Source organism: Streptomyces sp. CC224B (assembly GCF_030010595.1).
Taxonomy (GTDB): domain Bacteria; phylum Actinomycetota; class Actinomycetes; order Streptomycetales; family Streptomycetaceae; genus Streptomyces; species Streptomyces longispororuber.
Window position 1 is genome coordinate 1 of record NZ_JASCXL010000024.1, and the last position, 18,341, is coordinate 18,341.

Below are 18,341 nucleotides of genomic sequence, written 5' to 3' on the forward strand. Positions count from 1 at the left end.
GGCCGTGCTCCAGGCGCCGGGGTCAGGCCCTCTCACCGGGCCGGTCCCCACGTCCTCACACCGGTTGCCCGAACAGCAACCGACAACCACAGCCCACAGCCCACAGCCCACAGCCCACAGCCCACAGCCCACAGCCGGGCAACGAGGTCGGAGACGCAACGTACTTGCAACCTTCTTCTTCCTACGCTCGCGGCGAGAGCTGCCCGACGGCGGGCAGCGTGTTCGGGGAGGCAGTCACATGGCCCGTTACGCGGCGCCCGGTACTGAGGGTGCGGTCGTCTCCTACAAGGCCCGGTACGACCACTTCATCGGGGGCGAGTACGTGCCGCCGGCGCGTGGGCAGTACTTCGAGAACCCGAGCCCCGTCAACGGCCAGCCGTTCACGGAGGTGGCTCGGGGTACGGCCGAGGACGTGGAGCGGGCGCTCGACGCGGCGCACGCCGCCGCGCCCGCGTGGGGTCGTACGTCCGCCGGGGAGCGCGCGGCCGTACTCCGGCAGATCGCGGACCGTATGGAGGCCAATCTCGAACAGCTCGCGGTGGCGGAGAGCTGGGAGAACGGCAAGCCGGTGCGGGAGACGCTGGCCGCTGACATACCCCTGGCCATCGACCACTTCCGGTACTTCGCGGGGGTGATCCGGGCCCAGGAGGGGACGCTCAGCGAGGTCGACGAGGACACGGTGGCGTACCACTTCCACGAGCCGCTGGGGGTCGTGGCGCAGATCATCCCGTGGAACTTCCCGATCCTGATGGCGACATGGAAGCTGGCTCCCGCGCTCGCCGCCGGGAACGCCGTGGTGCTCAAGCCCGCCGAGCAGACCCCCGCCTCGATCCACGTGTGGCTGGATCTGGTGAGCGATCTGCTGCCACCGGGCGTCGTGAACGTCATCAACGGCTTCGGGGTGGAGGCGGGCAAGCCGCTCGCATCCAGTCCCCGGGTGGCGAAGGTCGCGTTCACCGGGGAGACCACGACAGGGCGTTTGATCATGCAGTACGCCTCGGAGAACATCAAGCCGGTCACGTTGGAACTGGGCGGCAAGAGCCCGAACATCTTCTTCGACGACGTGTGGGCGGCCGACGACGACTTCCGCGACAAAGCTCTCGAGGGCTTCACGATGTTCGCGCTCAACCAGGGTGAGGTCTGCACGTGTCCGTCGCGGGCGCTCGTCCAGCGCGGGCACTACAGCGAGTTCCTGGAAGCGGCGATCGCGCGCACCGAGTTGATCAAACCCGGTCACCCGCTCGACACGGACACGATGATCGGTGCCCAGGCCTCGAACGACCAGTTGGAGAAGATCCTGTCCTACCTGGACATCGGCCAGCAGGAGGGCGCCAAGGTCCTCACCGGCGGGCAACGCGTCGAGTATGACGGGGAGCTGGCCGGGGGCTGGTACGTGCAGCCGACGATCTTCGAGGGTGACAACCGGATGCGGATCTTCCAGGAGGAGATCTTCGGCCCGGTCGTCTCGGTCGCTTCGTTCAACGACTTCGACGACGCCATGAAGATCGCCAACGACACCTTGTACGGGCTGGGCGCGGGCGTGTGGACGCGGGACATCAACACCGCGTACCGGGCGGGTCGTTCGATCCAGGCGGGTCGCGTGTGGACGAACTGCTACCACGCCTATCCGGCGCACGCGGCGTTCGGCGGGTACAAGCAGTCCGGCATCGGCCGCGAGACGCACAAGATGATGCTGGAGCACTATCAGCAGACGAAGAATCTCCTGGTGTCGTACTCGGCGAAGAAGCTCGGCTTCTTCTAGACGCACGAAGAAGGGCGCCTGACCTGGGCTTTCACCAGTCAGGCGCCTTCCGGTCGGCCCGCTCAGAGCAGGGCCCGATTTACAACGTAACTCCCAGTTCCTCCCACCGCTATCCCGCTGCTGACCAGCTCTTCCGGACCAGTCACGGACCAAAACGCCGACTCATCCCTCAGGCACCACACCCTGACTGACGCGGTCCCACTCCTGCATGGACTGCTCGATCAGCCGGTTGGCCTGCTCCCTGACGCCATCCAGGAACTTCGCGTAGTACCGGAAGAGGACCTCGATGCTCTGGCCCGCGCGGCGAGCGCATTCGGCTGGGTCCACACCGGAGTACAGCCAGAACGAGATCCCGGCGTGCCGGAGATCGTAGGGCCGCTTGGCCAGCCCGGAGGCGAGTTCCGTGCGGGTCAGCACATGGTTCCGTGCCCGCGCCCACGTAATGCCATATGCAGACGCGTCCACATAGTTGCCGGCCTGGTTCCGAAACACCCGACCGTCCGGCGCCACGCCGAACCGCTTGATGTGCGCCCGCAGGACGCGCACGAACTGCGGCGGGATGGGCACCGGCCGGGTCGCGGTAGCCGCACGGCGCTTGAGCGAGTGCACCTCGTGCACCGCGCCGTCGTCCGTCCACTCCTTGCCCGCGGTGATGACGCCGCCCGACAGGTTGAGCATCCCCCACCCGGCCCCGGGCAGGCGGCACTGTTCGAGCCGGAGGTGAATGACCTCCGCCGGCCGCATGGCCGCGTAGTACATGCAGCCGAAGAACGCTTCCAGGTGGGGGCCGCGCCCGCGCTGCTGAGCTACCGCCGTAAGCAGCCGGGAGACTTGGGCCGGATTGGGGACGGCAGCCGGGTCGACCTCCTCGCTGACCGCCGGAGCGTGCCACCTCAGCCCGTTGAGGGGATTCTCCGCGAAGTAACCTTTTTCCACTGCGGTGTTGAGCACTTCGCTCAACGCAGCTCGCTTGCGCCGGGCCGTCTTGGCCGCAGCCGCTTTGCCGTCCAGCTTTCGACACAGAGCGTCCAGCGCCCCTCGCAGCACGTCGGCTTCCGCGAGAGCACTGACGGGCAGGGAGTTTCGCTTCAGCCAGTCCAGGGCCTTCCGCCATTCATCGGTCGGCTCTTTGGCCCATGCGTTCTTGTTGAACGCCCACGAGTACAAGGCGCGCCGCAGTACCCGCGGCTCCGGATATGTTACGCCAGGGTGCACCAGGGCAGGCGTGACGGTGGCGAATGCGTCGGCCAGGGTACGGCGGGTGTTTCCCGGTGTGTGGTCCCACCGTTGGTCGAGGTATTCGCGGGCAAGGTCGTACCACGTCGTTCGCTGCTTGATGGCTCGCAGCTCGGACGTCGGCAGACCCGTGTGTTCATCGAAAGGCTCGCCCTCGCGCGCCGCCGTCATCAGCTTCGCATGCCGACTCTCGGCGAGCCCGAGGGTCATGAATGACTCTGATTTTTCGCGTCCGTTGACCGTCCACCGGACCATAAACGCCTTGCGCCGGTCAGGGCGCTCGCGTATGTCCCAGAAACGGACGTTGTAACTCATCGCCAAGTGTCAGAATCTCTCTCGCAAGCGTCCCACCAGGCATCCAGATCTGTGCGACGGCACCGGAGTTCACCATTGGGCAGCTTGATCATGCGGGGGGCTTGCCCGCGGGCGCGCATGCGGTAGAACGCCGACGGACTCATACGGATCTCCGCAAGAACCTCGGTCAGCTTCAGCGCAGAAGGACGAGCCATGCAATTTCACCTTCGTATCGAGAAAGACTCCATGCCGGAAATTTACGCGTGCATTGATGCGCAGCACAGACCGCCCGCCCTGCAGGGCCACCCCTCGCGGAACAGCCGATAAGACGCAGGAGGCCTAACGGATCGACACAGCGTGGGATTTTCCTCACGGCACACAGGCGAGCAGCCAAGGAGAAAATCTGACGTAGTAAACAGTCAGCCAAAGCCATGGGCATGAAGACGCGGTCATAGATAGGGCAGCAGGCGGCAGCAGCGCCCGATACCTCCTCGCGAATGCGTGCGGCACTGCCAACTGCGTCCGTCCGCCACGACTCCACCGCCAGGCACAGCCGCGCGCGAACACCTCAATGCTCTGCACGATCCCCGGTTTCGCTAACCGGGGATCGTCTGATATGTATCGCTCAGCGCAACTAAGGGGAGGAGTTTCGTGCCCCCGCCCCGTGCTGTCCAGCACACCAGCCGATAGGACCGCAGTGCCAGCGTTGGGCCCCCGGCGTCGCGTTCTAGCAGCCTGTCGCCAGTTGGGCGGTCAAGATTTCTAGAGATGACGCACCCAGAGGCGCCGAGGACTCGGGCTACGTAACCGGTCACGGACCTGGCGTGCGCAAAGACCGGGTGGTCACGGCGGTAGCCGCGTTGCAGTAGGCCCTCACCAAGAAGCCCGGCACGCAGACGCACAGACACATCGCCGTGGATAGGGGCCCTGGGTCTCGCGTCTTTCGGCTATCGACGCATTCACGGAGCCGAGCATCAGGAAGATAAGAGCGGTATTGCGGACGGACTCGAAAGCAGGCTCGACAGGTGGACCTCCGTGGGGTCGGTTGCTCGGTGCGGAGACCGCGCAGCGTGATCTGCGTATCGCCGCTGACCTGGTGTTTCCCGGGACGTTGTACGTTGACATGGTCTCGGAAAAGGTTCCAGCCCTTCGGCGGTCTTTCCCGTCTGCCGTGGGCGAATGCTGTCCTTTGACAGCGAACCCAGGTCTCCGTCTTGGCAAAGCGGAACTCCTTGCCATGCTTCGGCGGTCGCCCGCCCTGGGGTAGGACAGGGGAGACGAGCTGTTCGACCTCACCGACGCGTTGCTGTATGTGGACGGGCCGGTGACGGCGCCGGTCGACTTGACGCTGGTGGCTGAGCACTGGCGCGGACACAGCGCGATGTACGACGCGCTCAACAGCGGAAACGTGGATGCGTCCCGGCTGCGCCAGGTGCTGGCCGGCCTGCCCATGCCGCAGGCCGCCGACGGCCGCCTGGTCCTCGCGGTCAACGTGAGCAACTGGCTCCGCCCGGACGCGCCGACCAGCGCGGATCGTCTGTTCTGTCACGTCTAGGGCCGCAGCGGACGGCCCTGGGATCAGTTCGTGCCCGGCTGGTCGTACTCGTTCGTCGCGGCCCTGGAGCGGGCCGGACGTCGTGGTGCCAGCTCCTGGACGCCGTGCGTTTCGGGCCGGACGACAACGTCGCCGAGGCCACCGCCGCCCAGATCTGCCGGGTGGTCGTGGATCTGATTGAGATGGGCCGCTGGCACGCGGATGGCCGGTCGAAGCCCTATGAGCCCACCGTGCCTTGCACGAATCGCCGAAGGTGCGCACGCACGGTGTTGGGCTGCTCCAACCAAGGCTCGTGCCCGGCGTCTTCGACGCGAGTCAGCGGAAGGTCGAGCCTGAGCGCGAGTGATTCAAGAGCCGCCAATACGTGGAGCCGCTCCAACTGCGCTGCGGACATGCGGCGGCTTCGCTCCGCTCGCTCAAGTGGGCGGTGGAGCGCTCGGTGAGCCGGTGGATGCCGTCGAAGAGGGTGTCGTGGCTGTAGCGGGGGCGGTACAGCAGCAGCCGCGCGACTCCGGCCCCTGGACTCGTACGAGATCGCTGATCGTCTGCGGGCCCTGAAGGCGACGTAGTCGGCCCGGTGAGCCAGCAACCAGCCTGCCTCCGGGCCCGGGCCCGGAGGCAGGCAGCGGGCGACGGTACGGTGTCGGCCGGGCGGCAGTCCGGCCATGTCCACCGTCGCCCCCGGCCCTCGCGCCATCTTCGTCTACCTCGCCTGCCTGGTCGCCTCACCAGCGCTCACCGCGCACTTCGGACTCGTCCCTGTCGGCTTCGGCCTCGCCGCACCGGCTGGGACTGCAGTCTCCGCGCTCACCACCTGGGCGCGGCACGGCGATCGACGCCTACGGCCGGGCTGTCGTAGTCCTGATGTGGCTGCCCGGCAGTATCCTGGCCGCCTTCCTGGCGCCAGCCTCCCTCGTCATCGCGACCGTCCTTGCCTTCTTGGCCACCGAGCTGGTGACCGCCGCGGCGTGGAAGGCGTTGCGACCGTACGGGAAGTGGGCAGCGGCCGGTGCAATCCTCGCCGCCGGGGTCGTCATTGACGTCGCGACGTACGCGTTCATCGCGGGCCTGCCCATCGCGTCCGTGACGCTCGGGAAGCTCGTTGCGAAGTTGTGGATCACTGCTGCGGTCGCTGTGACAGGGCTGACGGCGCGCAGGCTCCTGAATCGCTCGGCTGGCTCCCGCCTGGGGTGCTTGCCCTGCGGAGAGCAGCCTCGCGGGAGACGTCCTAACTTTCCGGTGTGGTCACTCCTCGTCAGTGCTGAAGGACCGCAGAGGCTTGACCATGACTGCATACAGCGGTGAGTCAGCAAACGGGCGTTGCTCACCCACCTTCTCGTAGCCCCACGTTTCGTAGAGCTTCTGCACCTTTGGGTGGGTGACGTCGACCAGGAGGACGGCGAGGTCCTCACTGCGCTCCTTCAATAGTTCTTCGTGTAGCTGATTCGCTATTCCCTGCTTGCGCCAAGATGGGCGCACCATGATTTCTGAGACGGCGTAGGTGGCTGTGTAGCCGTTTTTTGGCTCGAATTCAGTTTTGCGCCACCATTCGCGCCCCGAGGATAGTGGAGCGCCGTAGGCGAAGCCGGTCGGTTCGGTACCGTCGAAGGCGACTACGCAAGTGAAGCCTTCCATCTCTGACCAGTGATCGACGAACCAGGGGAACCGCTGGTTGAACTCGTCGTGCATAGCGTCACGGTAGGAGTCGGCGTGCACATCGATCAGCATCTGCTTGAAGCCCTCGGGGAGGCTTCCATGGCGATAGTGCTGCAGGTCGATCAGCTTGGTCACACTCGACTCCATTCGTCTCGCATGCGTTCCACCCAGTCGCGGGTGTACGTCGCGGAAGGGGCGGTCCTGAGCAGGTCGCGGTGGAAATCGCCGACCAGAGTGCGCATCCGTTCAGGCAGGGGTGCGCCGTTCATGATCGAGAAGACGGCGGCCGCAGACTGAGTGGCCTGCTCCGGTTCCCCTTGCTGCAGTTGGGCGCACGCAAGCTGGCACGTTGCCAAAGCTCGGTTGCGCTGAAATTCGTGTGGAATTTCGCTTAGGGCTCGGTGCGCCATGGCTTCCGCGGTGGCGTGTTCACCGATGCGGAAATGGGCGATTGCCGAGAGGTGGTTGAGTTCAGCCGGTCCGTAAAAGGCCGTCCAGCGTGGCCGCCTGTTCTCAGGTGCCTTCAAAAGGGCCTCCTGGGCTGACCCGAGCGCTCTCTTAGCCGCTCGGCGGTCCCGTAGCGCCGCGTAGGACAGTGCGAGACGTGCGCGTGCCAGAGAGCTGAAGAAGGGGTCGATTCGGGCAGCCTTGGAGGCCACCGCTGCCTGAGCTGCAGAACGATGCTCTGACCAGTTCTTCCGCTGGGAGGAGAGCAAACCGATGTTGATCCAGACGTGTATCACCGTGGGCGGGTCCTGAGAAAGGCCGGCGAAGGTAGTGGCCTCGTGCAGGCATCTCTGGGCAGTGTCCAGGTCGCGCAGGTCGATGTACGACCAGGCTGCGAGGTTGGTGTACTCAGCGGCCAACGCATACAGAGCGCGCCGCACCTTCTCGCTGGCGTTCCGTTGCTGGAGGTCCAGTACCTTTTTGCGAGCGCTGAGTGCCCGTACAGCCAGAGAAGCGTCTCCGCCTTGGCGGTCGTCGGCTTCCACCAGCGCCTCCATGCCGGCAGCAGCCCGCTCAACGTCGGACATGCCCACCGATCTACGCCGTCTAAGCACGGGGGCAGCTCCGGCTGCGGTGCCGGTGGCCGAAACCATGAAAGCGCGACGCTTCATAGGGTCCTCCTGCATGGAGCGGGGCGCACTGAGCCCCAAGTCCGTCACAGGGCAGCCGAACACATGCTCAAGTGCGGCGCAAGTACGGCTGATTGGGCGGCGACTCGACCCGTCAAGCAGCGCTCGGACCGTTCGCGAGGACATGGTCCCTGGGCGGCCGGTGGTCGTCAGCAGCGCGTTGTTGCACCGGCGGGCCAACTCCTCCTGCGTGAGGCCGAGTTGCTTCATGCGGGCCTGAAGGGCGAGGTTCGCTCCCATGTACCGAACGTAGCGCTGCGACCACGGTGTTGCCCAGGGGCAAGGTAATGCGAACGTAAAGTCTTCCGGTTGGTGGGAGACAGAAAACCGGAACTTTGCCTGTTGCCGCCTACCGAGAACTCGTTGACTGGTCACCTGCCGTCGGGCCGGGCTCGGCGCGAGGGCAGAGAGCGATACCCGGCTGTACCCAGGCGCGCGCCTGGGGCTTTGAGCCGGAGGGACTGACCGTGACCATCACCAATGGAGGTGCTGGCATGACCGCCTCGCTGCCCCACCGTGTCCGTACCCCAGCTCGACGGCCGGTCCCCCCTGCCGGCCCGCCCCTCTTCCGCCGCGAGGAATGGGCTGCCAGCCCCGCGAGCGTGGCCCCCGACATGGGTGACCTGGCCGACCGCGTCAGGGGCCTCATGAACCTGGCGGGCGGTGGGACAGGGTGCGTGCCGCTGGGCGGGAGGCTGTTCGATGTCGTGGTCACCGCGACCGGTCATGCCGCGCGGGCCATGGTCCGGCTCATGGACGAGGTGCAGATCGACGGCTGCGGGCCCGTGATCGAGGACCCGGGGCGGTCGTGGTTGTACTGGCTCGTGCCGCCCGGCACCAGCCTCCGGTGGGAGCCGCACCGGTACGCCATCTGTCTGGGGCGCCCGTACGAGCTCGCCCTGCCGCCCCTTGGCCGGACGGAGCCTCCGGGCCCTTACTGGCTGCGGCCCTGTAAGGCCGACCGGCTAGTGCCCGCGACTCCGCTCCGGGACAACCTCGACCGCTTCCAGCCCGCGCCGGTACCGCACGAGGTGCTGCTGGCCGCCGAGCTGCGAAGCCTCGGGTGCCCGAGTTGATCTTCGTTGACCTCCCCTCCTGTCTCTGCGGACCTCTCCCTCCTCGCCGCCCGTAGAGACCCGCGGGCCCTGCCTACGGGGGGCAGGGCCCGCGGCCCACCCCTTCCGACCCTCCTGAGGACGCTGCTGATGCCCACCACACGGCCCCCACTGCTCCCGCCCGTCGGCCCAAGCTCACGCCCGCCGGACCCTGGGATCACGGTCTCCCTCGCCATGCCCGCGTATCCGCGGGCGGAGTGGTCGACCACGCTGGCGCCCGTCGGCGACGTGGCGCGTGCAGCCCGGCTGCACGCGCGGACACGTCTGCCGATGCTGGGCTGGCACGGCGACGTCGAGACCGCCGCCCAGGTCGCCTCCCGGCTCGTCGACAACGCGATGACCCACGGCCACCCGGACCCGTCGGAACTGCCCTTGGGACTGCTGCTGGTGGTGACCGCAAACGACGAGCTGATCATCGCCGTCCAGGACACCAACCCCGCCTTCCCCGACTTCGCCGAGCTCGCCCACGGCCCCCTGCCGCCGCACACGATGTCCCAGAGGCCGTCGAGCTTGACCTGGATACGCCGCGACCTCGGGGGGAGGATCGCCTGCTGCACGAGCCCGGAGTCGAGCACGAAAACCGTGCAGGTGACCCTGCCCCGCCTCGCACGGCAGGAGGCGACGGGATGACGCTCCCTGCGCAGCTTTCTGCGGCCGACTGGGACGAGTACCACCGGGCAGGCCGGGGGTGCATGGTCACCGACCTGGAAAGAGAGCGGTTCCTGAGTCTGGCGCCCGCGCCGCTGGGCCGTCGGGTGGTCGATATCGGGTGCGGCAGCGGACGGTGGACTCGGCAACTCGCTCAGTGGGGCGCGCAGGTCACCGGCTATGACTACTCCTCTGAAGCCCTGGCTCAGGCCCGCGCCCACGCCGCCGCCGGGCCCTCCTACGAGCAGTGGGACGTCACCGGCGGGCCCATCCCCACGAGCCTGGCTCCCGGCACCGTGGACCTGGTCACCTGCCGCCTGTCCCTGGCGTACCTGGACATCGCGCGGTTCCTCGGTGACGTCACCCGCTGGCTCACCCCCGACGGTGCCCTCTACATCCTGACCCCGGTGAAGGACGACAGGCTCGACGCCCCACGGCAGCCGCCCACGGATGAGGACCCCTACCTGCGGGCGCTCCCCCAGTCCCAGCTCAACAGCCTGAGGGCCGACAGCCAGTGGAAGCGGCACCAGCTCAACGCGACGGGCGGCCGCTTCACCGCGCTGGTACTGCAAGGGCCAGCGGCCTAGCGCGGCCGCAGGCCCGCCGAGCACTCCCATACCGTCCGCCTCACATAAGGACCCGATGATGTGTCCGCACCAGCCGCCGTGTCCCTCCGCAGAGGCCTCTGACCGGGAAGCCGCGGCCCTGACCACCCACCGGCCCGAGCAGGGCTGGAGCCTGCTGTGCAACGGCGTCGTGCTCTTCGACGACACCGGTGAGCTGCTGCCGGACGGCGAAGTCCGCGCGCCGTGCCGCCCTACCGACATGCCGGTGGCGGCATGACCAGCGGTCAGGGCGGCGGGACGGACACGGTGCGCAACCTCCTGTCGGGAGCCTGCGTCGGCGGCGCCGTGCTCCAGGCCGGCACGGTCCACGCCGTCCACGTCCGCACTCCGGCGGTCGCGCCGCCGCCCGTCCCCCGGCAGCTCCCGCCCGTCCCGGCCACCTGGACCGACCGCCGCTCCGTGCTGCGGGAGCTGGACGCGGCCGCCGCCGGCGGGTACGCCGCCGCCTCCGCGCTGGTGGTGCTGTCCGGGGTCGGCGGGGTCGGCAAGAGTGCGCTGGCCGCCCGATGGCTGGCCAGCCGTGCCGATGACTGCCCCGGCGGCCAGGTGTACGCCGACCTGACCCATCCTCCCGCCCAGCCCTCCTCCGTCCTGGTGCGCCGGGTCCTGCGGCACTTCCTGCGGTCCCTGGGCCACGACCCGGGCACGGACGACGTCGCCGAGCTCGCGGCCTGGTGGCGCTCGGCGAGCCACGGGCGGCGCCTGGGCGTCCTGCTGGACAACGCGCGCGACGCCGAGCACGTGCGGCCGCTGCTGCCCGGCGGCAGCGGCCACTTGATCGCCGTCACCTCCCGGATACCCCTGCACGCCCTCGCCGTCCACGGCGCCCTCCAGTGCGAGCTGCCGCCGCTCAACCCGGCGGTGGCCGAACGGCTCGTGGCCCGGATTGTGGGCCGCGACGTCGCCCGCGGGCACCGAGAGGCGATGCGGCAGGTCGCCGCGCGCTGCGGCTACCTGCCGCTGGGTCTGGTGGTCGCGGCCACCAGCCTGGCCTCCCGCCCGGAGCGGCCACCTTCCGACTTCGCCCGCGGGCTGATCCCCCCAGCGCGCCCCCCTCACCTGAAAGGCCATACCCTGATGCCTGTTCTGCAGCAGAGCTACCGCGACTTATCCGCCGACGTGCGCCGGGCGTACCGGCTGCTGAGCATGGTGCCGCTCAGCGCGATCGAGGTCGACGCGACCGCCGCCATCCTCGATCTGCCTCATTTCGGGGCGGCCGCCGTCCTGGACAGCCTGGCCGACGCCCGACTCCTGGTGCGCCTCGGGCCGCGGTCCGGACGCGGGGAGACCTATCGCTACCACGATGAAGTCCTCCCGCACGCGCAGGACCAAGTCCGCACCGTCGACGGTGCGGTCGCCATCGACGAGGCCGTACGGCGCGGCGGGGACTGGCTGCTGGCCACCTTCACGAGGGCCGAGCGCATCCTGACCCCCCACCACCGCACCCTGGACCGCGACCTGCACCACTACGTGGCGCCCGTGGCCTTCAGTGGCATGGAGGGGGAGGAGCAGGCCCAAGCGGCGCTGGAGTGGGTCGAGGCCCACATGCCGGATGTGGAGCTGATGGCGCGCGAGGCCGCCGAACGGAAGTGGCACGCCCTGGTATCGCAGCTGGTGCACGCCGCCTGGCCCGGCGTCCACATCCTGCGTCCCCTGGGGCTGTCCGCCACACTGCACCGCCTGGGAGCGAAGGCCGCCGAGGAGTGCGGGGACAGGCTGATGCTGCGGGAGATGCTGACCACCGGCTGCATCGCGCTGCGCGGCCTGCACCACCTCCCGGAGGCCGCCGAGTGGGCCGACCGCGCTCTGGACCTCGCCCAGGAGGACAAGGACCTTCGCGGCCAGGGGCAGGCGCATCACGAGCTGGGACTCTGCGCGCGCGAGCAAGGAGACCTGGATGCGGCCTGGGAGCATCTGAGTGAGGCACTCAGAATCCGCGACGAGATCGGGGATATCCGCGGAGTGGCCCTGACCCGTCTGGTGCAGGCGGAGATCGTCATGGCCGATCACCCACAGCAGGCCGTCGACATCGCGGGGCCCGCCCTTGCCGCTCTGCGCGAGGTGAGCGACCGGCTCAACGCTGCCCGGGCGCTGCTCATCCTCGCCATGGCGTACTACCGCTGGGACGCCCCCAGCAAGGCCCGGCACCTGCTCGACGTGGCCAAGGGCGACTTCGAGGGTGTTGGCAGCCTCTCGGGGCAGGCCCGCGTGCTGCGGCTGCGCGGGCTCATCGCCGAGGAGCAGGGCGACACAGCCGCTGCCCGCGCACACTACGGCGAGGCGATAGCCCTCTACGAGCAGGTCAGTCCGCGCGAGGCCAAGGAGCTCACCGCCCACCTCAGTGCCATGCCGCAGGCCTCGCCCGGCTCCTGAGCGGCTTCTGGCACCCAAGCGCCGCTCGGCGTCGTCGCGGACAGGGACGTACGGCGCCGAGCGGTACCCGCGGGCTTCCTCCCTGCGCCCCCGAGCCTCCTGGCAGCACCCGCACCGGGCCGGCGGGCGGGTGCGCAGGAGGGCGGCAGAGGAAGCGGCGCCCGCCGGACTCAGGTATCCGGCGTCAGGGCGCCCCGGCCGCCACTCAGGGCAGGGCGGCCGGCCCGGCCCCTCTCCACTGGCGGTCAGCCTGCAGGATGACCGCCAGTGGAGAGGGGCCAAAATCGGCTGTAAGGCGCGATTCCGAACAGAAGAACCACTGACTAGCCTCCGGCAAGTGTTCGCATCGCACCCTCAACGCCCAGGCGAGCGAACGAAGCAGTTGGCCCCAACTGCCCGATGCGGCGGAGCTGGACCGGAACGCGGTGCAGACAGGTGCACGGACCATGCGCCGCTTAGGAGGTGCGAGTTGAGCAGTGCTCGCGCAGTCGGCTGCACTCGGACGGCAGCCTTCTGCGGGGGCCCTGTGCTCCCTCGTCCGCGCACCGCGCGGACGGTTCCGACTACCAGTTCGGAGGTACTGGGATGGATGCCACGGTCATAGCTGCCTTGCCGCTCGCCGAGGACGAATGGGTGCTCGACATCACGGTCACGGACGCTCCTCGTGTGATGGCGCGCGACGACTGCGACACCAACGACGGCTGCCAGTCGACCTGCGATTCCGCCTGCCTGAGCTAAGTACCAGTTAGTCCTGCGCGGGGCCGGAACCTCTCCCGCCCCGCGCAGGCCGAGCAGAACGGGGAACCACGATGACGCGAGCCCGACTCCTTCAGCGAGGTAACGCCCTCCTTCTGCGCGCGGCCGTGCTGCCGTTCGAGGACGTGCCCACCAGGTGGCCGTCGATGGAGGTTCCCCACGACTGCCGCCGCTGGCTGAAGGAGGTCATGAGCCACGCCTGCTTCGCGGACGGCCTGCGCGCTGCCTCGCCACGCCTGGCCTGCGCTGTGGACCGAGTGCTGTCGGGTGAGGACGTGCCGTCCCGGCACCTTCGTAAGACGGTCCTGGCGACCGCGCGATACTGGCTGCGGGCCACCGGGCGTCCCACGCCCTTTGGGCTGTTCGCCGGTGTGGCGAGCGCGCGGTGCGGCCCCGCTGCAGCGGACTTCGGCACCCGGCACCGCCCGACCGCCCGCGCCGACACCCTCTGGCTCGATCATGTCCGCCGAGACCTCCAGCAGCGACCGGACGTCCTGCCGCACCTGTCGCTGCAAGTCAACGACGTGACGGTGCGGCGCGGAGCCGTACTGGAGCGTCCCCTGCCCGGTGGCCGTACCGCAAGCGCTCACATCACCAGGCCGCTCGCCGCAGTCCTGGACCGGGCCTCACAACCGGTGCCCTGCCGGGCCTTGATCGACCATCTCGCTAGGCTGGGCGGCACCCCGCAGCAGGCCCTGCGCCTGCTCGCGGAAGCACTGAAGGCAGGCTTCCTCACCAGCGGACTCTTCGCTGCCATGACCGAGCCCGACCCCCTGGGTCACCTCTTGAGCGTCCTGAAGCCCTACGCCCCGAGTCTGGATGAGGGCACGGTGGCTCTCCTCGATGACCTCGGCGGCGTCCACCGTGCTCTGGCCGAGCACGCCTCTACTCCGTGTCCAGAGCGAGCCTCCGCACTGCGGCACACCGCCGAGGAGCGCATGAAGGCCATCGCCGATCAGGGCCGGGTGCGGATCAGCGTAGATCTGCGGCTCGACGCCACGGTCCAAGTTCCCTCCGTCGTCCTGGAGGAGGCGGAGCACGCGGCCGACGCGCTCCTGCGGCTTACCCGGCATGCGGGGGAAAAGCCGGAGTGGGCGGCGTACCACTCACAGTTCTGGGAGCGGTACGGCGCCGGGTGCCTGGTCCCGGTCCGCGACGCCGTCGACCTCGCCGCGGGCGCGGGGCTGCCCGCCGACTTCCCCGGGTCCTTGTGGCCCGAGCCGGCCACCACCATGCTGCCGCGCGACCAGATGCTCACGGCCAAGGCGTGGCACGCGGCTGCACGCGGCGAACAAGAGATCCACCTCACTGACAGGGACCTGGACGCCTTGGACGCGAGCCCGCCAGGTGTGGCCAGGGCACCGCACGCGGAGGTGGGCCTCCGGATCTTCGCGTCCACTCGACAGGCTCTAAATGCAGGCGACTTCACGGTGGCCGTACGGCCGGCCTGGAGCACCGGCACCCTCACCGGCCGCTTCGCGACCACCCTCACCGACAGCGGACTCGCCGAGGTCTATCCCGGGCTGCCGACGCTGGTCAAGGGTGCCTTGCCTGCCCAGCTCTCCTTCGCGCCGGTCCACCCCCATGCCGAGAACGTGGCCCGCATCCCGGCCTTCCTGCCCCACATCATCTCCATCGGTGAGCACCGCACCCCGGCCGCACACCTGATCCCACTGGATGATCTCGCGGTGCTTTCCACCAGCAAGCGTCTGCACCTGATCAGCCTCTCGCGACGCCGCGTGATCGAACCCGTGGTGCTGCACCCGCTGGCCCTGGAGAAGCAGGCACCGCCGCTCGCTCGCTTCATCGCGCAACTCGGGCGCGGGTTCGCCACGGCGTGGACCCAGTTCGACTGGGGGCCACTGGCCACCGGCATGCCGTTCCTCCCGCGGGTGCGCTACCGCAAGGCCATCCTGTCCCCGGCGCGCTGGCGCCTGACGACGGCCGACCTGCCCACCGGCCCCTTCCACCCCTCCTGGCACAACACCCTCACCGCCTGGGCCCGAACCTGGAACTGCCCGACGCACCTTGACCTGCGCGAGGACGACCGCACCCTGCGCCTGGACCTGGACGAACCCCTACACGCCCGCCTGCTGCACGTACACCTCCAGCGACACGGCAGCGCCGACCTGACTGAGGCCCCCGAGGAGCAGGCTCTGGGATGGATCGGGCACGCCCACGAACTCACCCTCCCCCTTGCTTCCACGCAGCCACCGCTGCCGCACCCCGAGGTGGCGAGCGCCCCAGTGGTCACCAACCGGATGCTGCCCGGCCCCGGTGACGCGCGGCAGCGGTACGTGCAGGCCAAGATCTTCACGCACCCGACAGCCATGGACCAGATCCTCACTCACAGGCTGCCCGGCCTCCTCGACGAACTCGGCGGCCCGCGCTGCTGGTTCGTCCGTTACCGCACCCCGCAGGAGGAAGACCACCTGCGCCTCCGCATCGCCGCCCCAGGAGGCGCTGAGCACACAACGGTCACGCGCGCGCTCGCGCGCTGGACGGCACAGCTTCAGCACGACGCGCTGGCTTCCCGGTTCGTGTTCGACGGATATCGGCCCGAATACGGCCGCTACGGTACCGGGGCAGCGCTCCACGCCGCCGAGTCGGTGTTCGCCGCAGACAGTGACACCGTCCGCTACGCCCTGACCGATCTCACCGGTCTGGACCGCGCGGTCCTGTGCGCTCTCAGCACGATCGACATCGCGCGCGGGCTGCTCGGCGACAGCCAGGGCACCGGGTGGGTGGCGACCGCCACCGCCCCGTGCGCGGGCGAGCCCGCGGTGACCCTCCAGACCCGCGCGTACGCCCCCACCGGCGCACTGGCTCAGCACCCCGGATGGACATCCCGCCTGGACGACGCCTGGCAGCGACGCCGTATCGCCCTGTACGGCTACCGGGCGCACCTGAGCGAACACAAGGTGGACGGCGTCCTGGAGTCGCTGCTCCACATGCATTACAACCGGCTCATGGGCCCGGACCGCGAGGCCGAGGCGGTATGCCGCCACGCCGCCCGCCAGGCCTGCCACAGCCTGCGGGCGCGTGAGGCCACGCAGTGAACGACCACGCGCACGACCTTGGCCGCGGGCTGCCCGCCACCCTCATTCGCCAGGCCGCACTCGCCCACCAGGACGGCAACTGGGAACAGGCTCACCACACTGCGAAGCTCATCGCACAGCACCCCGCCGACGTCCACCCGGCAACGGCTGGTCTCTTCAGCGGGGCGCCCGCGGTGGCCTTCGCCCTGCACTCCGCCGATCACCGTGCCTACCGACCCGCGCTGGCCCGACTGGACAAGTGGATCGCTGACCTCGTACACGCACGGCTAGCTGCGGCACATCGCCGCATCGACACACGCCAGCCGCCGCGCATGCGGGAGTACGACCTCATCAGCGGCCTCACCGGGCTCGGCGCCTACCTCCTGCACCGCGCAACCCGCCCCGACCTGCTGCACAAGATCCTGCGCTACCTGATCAGGCTCCTCCGGCAGCCCATCATCGCCAACGGCCACCGCCTGCCCGGCTGGTGGACATCGGACAGCCCCGCGGGCAAGACCGAAGCCGACTGGCCCCTCGGGCACGGCAACCTCGGCATGGCCCACGGCATCGCCGGACCCACCGCCCTGTTCGCCCTCAGCGCCCGCGCCGGGCACACCGCACCCGGTCAGCATCAGGCGCTGAACGACGCCTGCGACTTGCTCGAGGTATGGGCCCGCCCCCTGCCCGCAGGCGGCGACGCCTGGCCGGAGACCCTCACCCCGGTCGCCGGGCAGGTGTACTCCGAGCTGGTCGCCGCCGCAGGTCCGGCCGCCGCACCGCACGAGGCGTACCTGGCCATCTCCTTGGACCTCAAGGCCGCCAAGCGCCTCATCTCCCAGGCCGGCGGCGGCTTCCCCGGCGCGTTCACGGTGATGGAGCAGACCACCTCCGCCATCGCCCAGGCCGCCCGCAGCGCCGGGCTGATGGTGACCGGCTGGCTGACCGCTCGCGAGATCGCCGCCGTCATCCGCACCGCCTACGACCCCAGGGCCCTCTCCGGTCTGCAGCAGTGGTCCGAGAGCGGCCGGGCCGAGGCCGATCCGGCCGCCGCCAGGCCCGTCGTCCAGGTCGAGGAGTACGACCGGGTGGCCACCGACTCCGCGCGCCACGCGACCTACTGGGTCGAGGACTGGCCCCGGACGGAGACCGGCGCCGGATTCCTCCACGGGTTGATGTTCACCGCCGGAGTACGGCGCAGCCTGTCCCTCATATACGTGCCCCAGGGGCTCGAGTCCGCGATGCGCGACGTCCAGCGCAAGAAGGCCGCGATCATCTCGGATGCCGCCGAGCGCTCCCGCCGCGGCCAGGTCGACTCCGAGGCCGACAGCGTCGAGTACGCCGACGTCAAAACCCGCGAACGCCAGCTCATCGCCGGCCACGCGGATGTCGCCCTGACCGGCCTGCTCACCGTCTCCGCCGAGACCGACGCCCTGCTGGATGCCGCGTGCGCGCAGATCGAGACCGCCGCCGTCACCGCCCAGGTCGACCTGCGGCGCCTCTTCTACCAGCAGCCCGACGCCTTCACCCTCGGCGCACTACCTCTGGCCCGCACGGCCCTGTAGTCCACCCGGCCCCGCCTCTGGGGCCCGTGCCCTGCCGCACCGGCAGGAAGGATCCACCCCTTTGACCTCAGCCACCCCCGCCAGTGACGCGTACCCCTACCTCCGGGCCGCCAGCGCCGGAGTCCGCCACCACACCCGCGCCCTCGCCACCGGAGCGGCGGCCACCGCGCCCGTGGCCGCGGGCCGCACGCACCTGGACGTGCTGCACGCACACCTAGTTGCCCTGCACCGCCTCCTCGACCAACTCCAGACCGCCACCCGGCCACCGCACCCGGCGGCAGGACGGCATCTGACCACCGCCGGCACACGGCTGTGGCAGGCCACTGCCGCCGTCCACGACGCTTTCCACCTCCTGCCCGCCGTCCACGCGGGCTCTGCGGACGAGGAGAAGTGCCAACCCGAGCGGCTCCCCGAAGGCCCGCCGGTACTGACCATCTGCCAGCGCCACCTCGCCGCCGGCCACCTCGTGCGCCGCACCACCACCCCCACCGACCTCAACCACCCCCTGCACGGCCACACCACCGCCTGCGCCCAGCAACTCCCCTCGACCGTGTGATCGCCCGCCTCCCCGACCGCCGTCATCC

General features: G+C 69.4%; 15 protein-coding genes and 1 pseudogene. 11 read left to right on the top strand and 5 right to left on the bottom strand.

Features of this window, described 5'->3' with window-relative positions; genetic code table 11:
- Positions 1-238: 238 nt before the first annotated feature.
- Positions 239-1,762 carry an aldehyde dehydrogenase family protein gene (locus tag QK440_RS12055; protein WP_282793054.1) on the top strand — a complete coding sequence of 508 codons (1,524 nt, stop codon included), beginning with the start codon at positions 239-241 and terminating at the stop codon, positions 1,760-1,762.
- 162 nt (positions 1,763-1,924) lie between these two features.
- On the opposite strand, the gene QK440_RS12060 is transcribed toward QK440_RS12055, so the two are convergent.
- Both QK440_RS12060 and QK440_RS12065 read right to left on the bottom strand, forming a co-directional pair.
- The gene (locus tag QK440_RS12060; RefSeq protein ID WP_282793055.1) at positions 1,925-3,313 is read right to left on the bottom strand and encodes an integrase; all 1,389 of its coding nucleotides are present in this window, start codon (positions 3,311-3,313) and stop codon (positions 1,925-1,927) included.
- Complete coding sequence (locus QK440_RS12065; RefSeq protein WP_282793056.1) at positions 3,310-3,507, bottom strand: DNA-binding protein; 198 nt, start codon at positions 3,505-3,507, stop codon at positions 3,310-3,312. Before QK440_RS12065 ends, QK440_RS12060 begins: the two co-directional genes overlap by 4 nt.
- 1,067 nt (positions 3,508-4,574) lie before the next feature.
- On the opposite strand from QK440_RS12065, the pseudogene QK440_RS12070 reads away from it, so the two are divergent.
- A pseudogene (locus tag QK440_RS12070) lies at positions 4,575-5,044 on the top strand (transposase); the annotation flags it as partial.
- 642 nt (positions 5,045-5,686) lie between these two features.
- Here QK440_RS12070 and QK440_RS12075 read toward each other — a convergent pair.
- The 3 genes from QK440_RS12075 to QK440_RS12085 all read right to left on the bottom strand — a co-directional run bounded on the left by QK440_RS12075 (position 5,687) and on the right by QK440_RS12085 (position 7,537).
- Positions 5,687-5,968, bottom strand: coding sequence for a hypothetical protein (locus tag QK440_RS12075; protein WP_282793057.1), 282 nt, complete (start codon positions 5,966-5,968; stop codon positions 5,687-5,689).
- Between the two features lie 124 nt (positions 5,969-6,092).
- The gene (locus QK440_RS12080; protein WP_282793058.1) at positions 6,093-6,638 is read right to left on the bottom strand and encodes a GNAT family N-acetyltransferase; all 546 of its coding nucleotides are present in this window, start codon (positions 6,636-6,638) and stop codon (positions 6,093-6,095) included.
- Entirely contained in the window at positions 6,635-7,537 is a 903-nt protein-coding gene (locus tag QK440_RS12085; RefSeq protein ID WP_282793059.1) for an XRE family transcriptional regulator, read from the bottom strand. Before QK440_RS12085 ends, QK440_RS12080 begins: the two co-directional genes overlap by 4 nt.
- Before the next feature lie 704 nt (positions 7,538-8,241).
- Between QK440_RS12085 and QK440_RS12090 the strand changes: the two genes are divergently transcribed.
- The 9 genes from QK440_RS12090 to QK440_RS12130 all read left to right on the top strand — a co-directional run bounded on the left by QK440_RS12090 (position 8,242) and on the right by QK440_RS12130 (position 18,313).
- Positions 8,242-8,715, top strand: a complete 474-nt coding sequence (locus tag QK440_RS12090) for a hypothetical protein (protein WP_282793060.1) — start codon at positions 8,242-8,244, stop codon at positions 8,713-8,715.
- A gap of 213 nt (positions 8,716-8,928) precedes the next feature.
- On the top strand, positions 8,929-9,384 hold the full coding sequence (locus tag QK440_RS12095) for an ATP-binding protein (RefSeq protein ID WP_282793061.1): 456 nt from the start codon (positions 8,929-8,931) through the stop codon (positions 9,382-9,384).
- The gene (locus QK440_RS12100; protein WP_282793062.1) at positions 9,381-9,989 is read left to right on the top strand and encodes a class I SAM-dependent methyltransferase; all 609 of its coding nucleotides are present in this window, start codon (positions 9,381-9,383) and stop codon (positions 9,987-9,989) included. The genes QK440_RS12095 and QK440_RS12100 overlap by 4 nt, the downstream gene beginning before the upstream one ends.
- A gap of 58 nt (positions 9,990-10,047) precedes the next feature.
- Positions 10,048-10,245 carry a DUF5999 family protein gene (locus QK440_RS12105; protein ID WP_282793138.1) on the top strand — a complete coding sequence of 66 codons (198 nt, stop codon included), beginning with the start codon at positions 10,048-10,050 and terminating at the stop codon, positions 10,243-10,245.
- Positions 10,242-12,401 (top strand): tetratricopeptide repeat protein, encoded by a 2,160-nt coding sequence (locus tag QK440_RS12110; protein WP_282793063.1) that lies wholly within the window; start codon positions 10,242-10,244, stop codon positions 12,399-12,401. Before QK440_RS12105 ends, QK440_RS12110 begins: the two co-directional genes overlap by 4 nt.
- A 585-nt stretch (positions 12,402-12,986) precedes the next feature.
- Positions 12,987-13,139 carry an FxLD family lanthipeptide gene (locus QK440_RS12115; protein WP_282793064.1) on the top strand — a complete coding sequence of 51 codons (153 nt, stop codon included), beginning with the start codon at positions 12,987-12,989 and terminating at the stop codon, positions 13,137-13,139.
- 71 nt (positions 13,140-13,210) lie between these two features.
- On the top strand, positions 13,211-16,216 hold the full coding sequence (locus QK440_RS12120; protein ID WP_282793065.1) for a lantibiotic dehydratase: 3,006 nt from the start codon (positions 13,211-13,213) through the stop codon (positions 16,214-16,216).
- Positions 16,213-17,757 (top strand): SCO6880 family protein, encoded by a 1,545-nt coding sequence (locus QK440_RS12125; RefSeq protein WP_282793066.1) that lies wholly within the window; start codon positions 16,213-16,215, stop codon positions 17,755-17,757. Before QK440_RS12120 ends, QK440_RS12125 begins: the two co-directional genes overlap by 4 nt.
- A gap of 61 nt (positions 17,758-17,818) precedes the next feature.
- Entirely contained in the window at positions 17,819-18,313 is a 495-nt protein-coding gene (locus QK440_RS12130; protein ID WP_282793067.1) for a DUF6238 family protein, read from the top strand.
- The last annotated feature ends 28 nt before the right edge of the window (positions 18,314-18,341 follow it).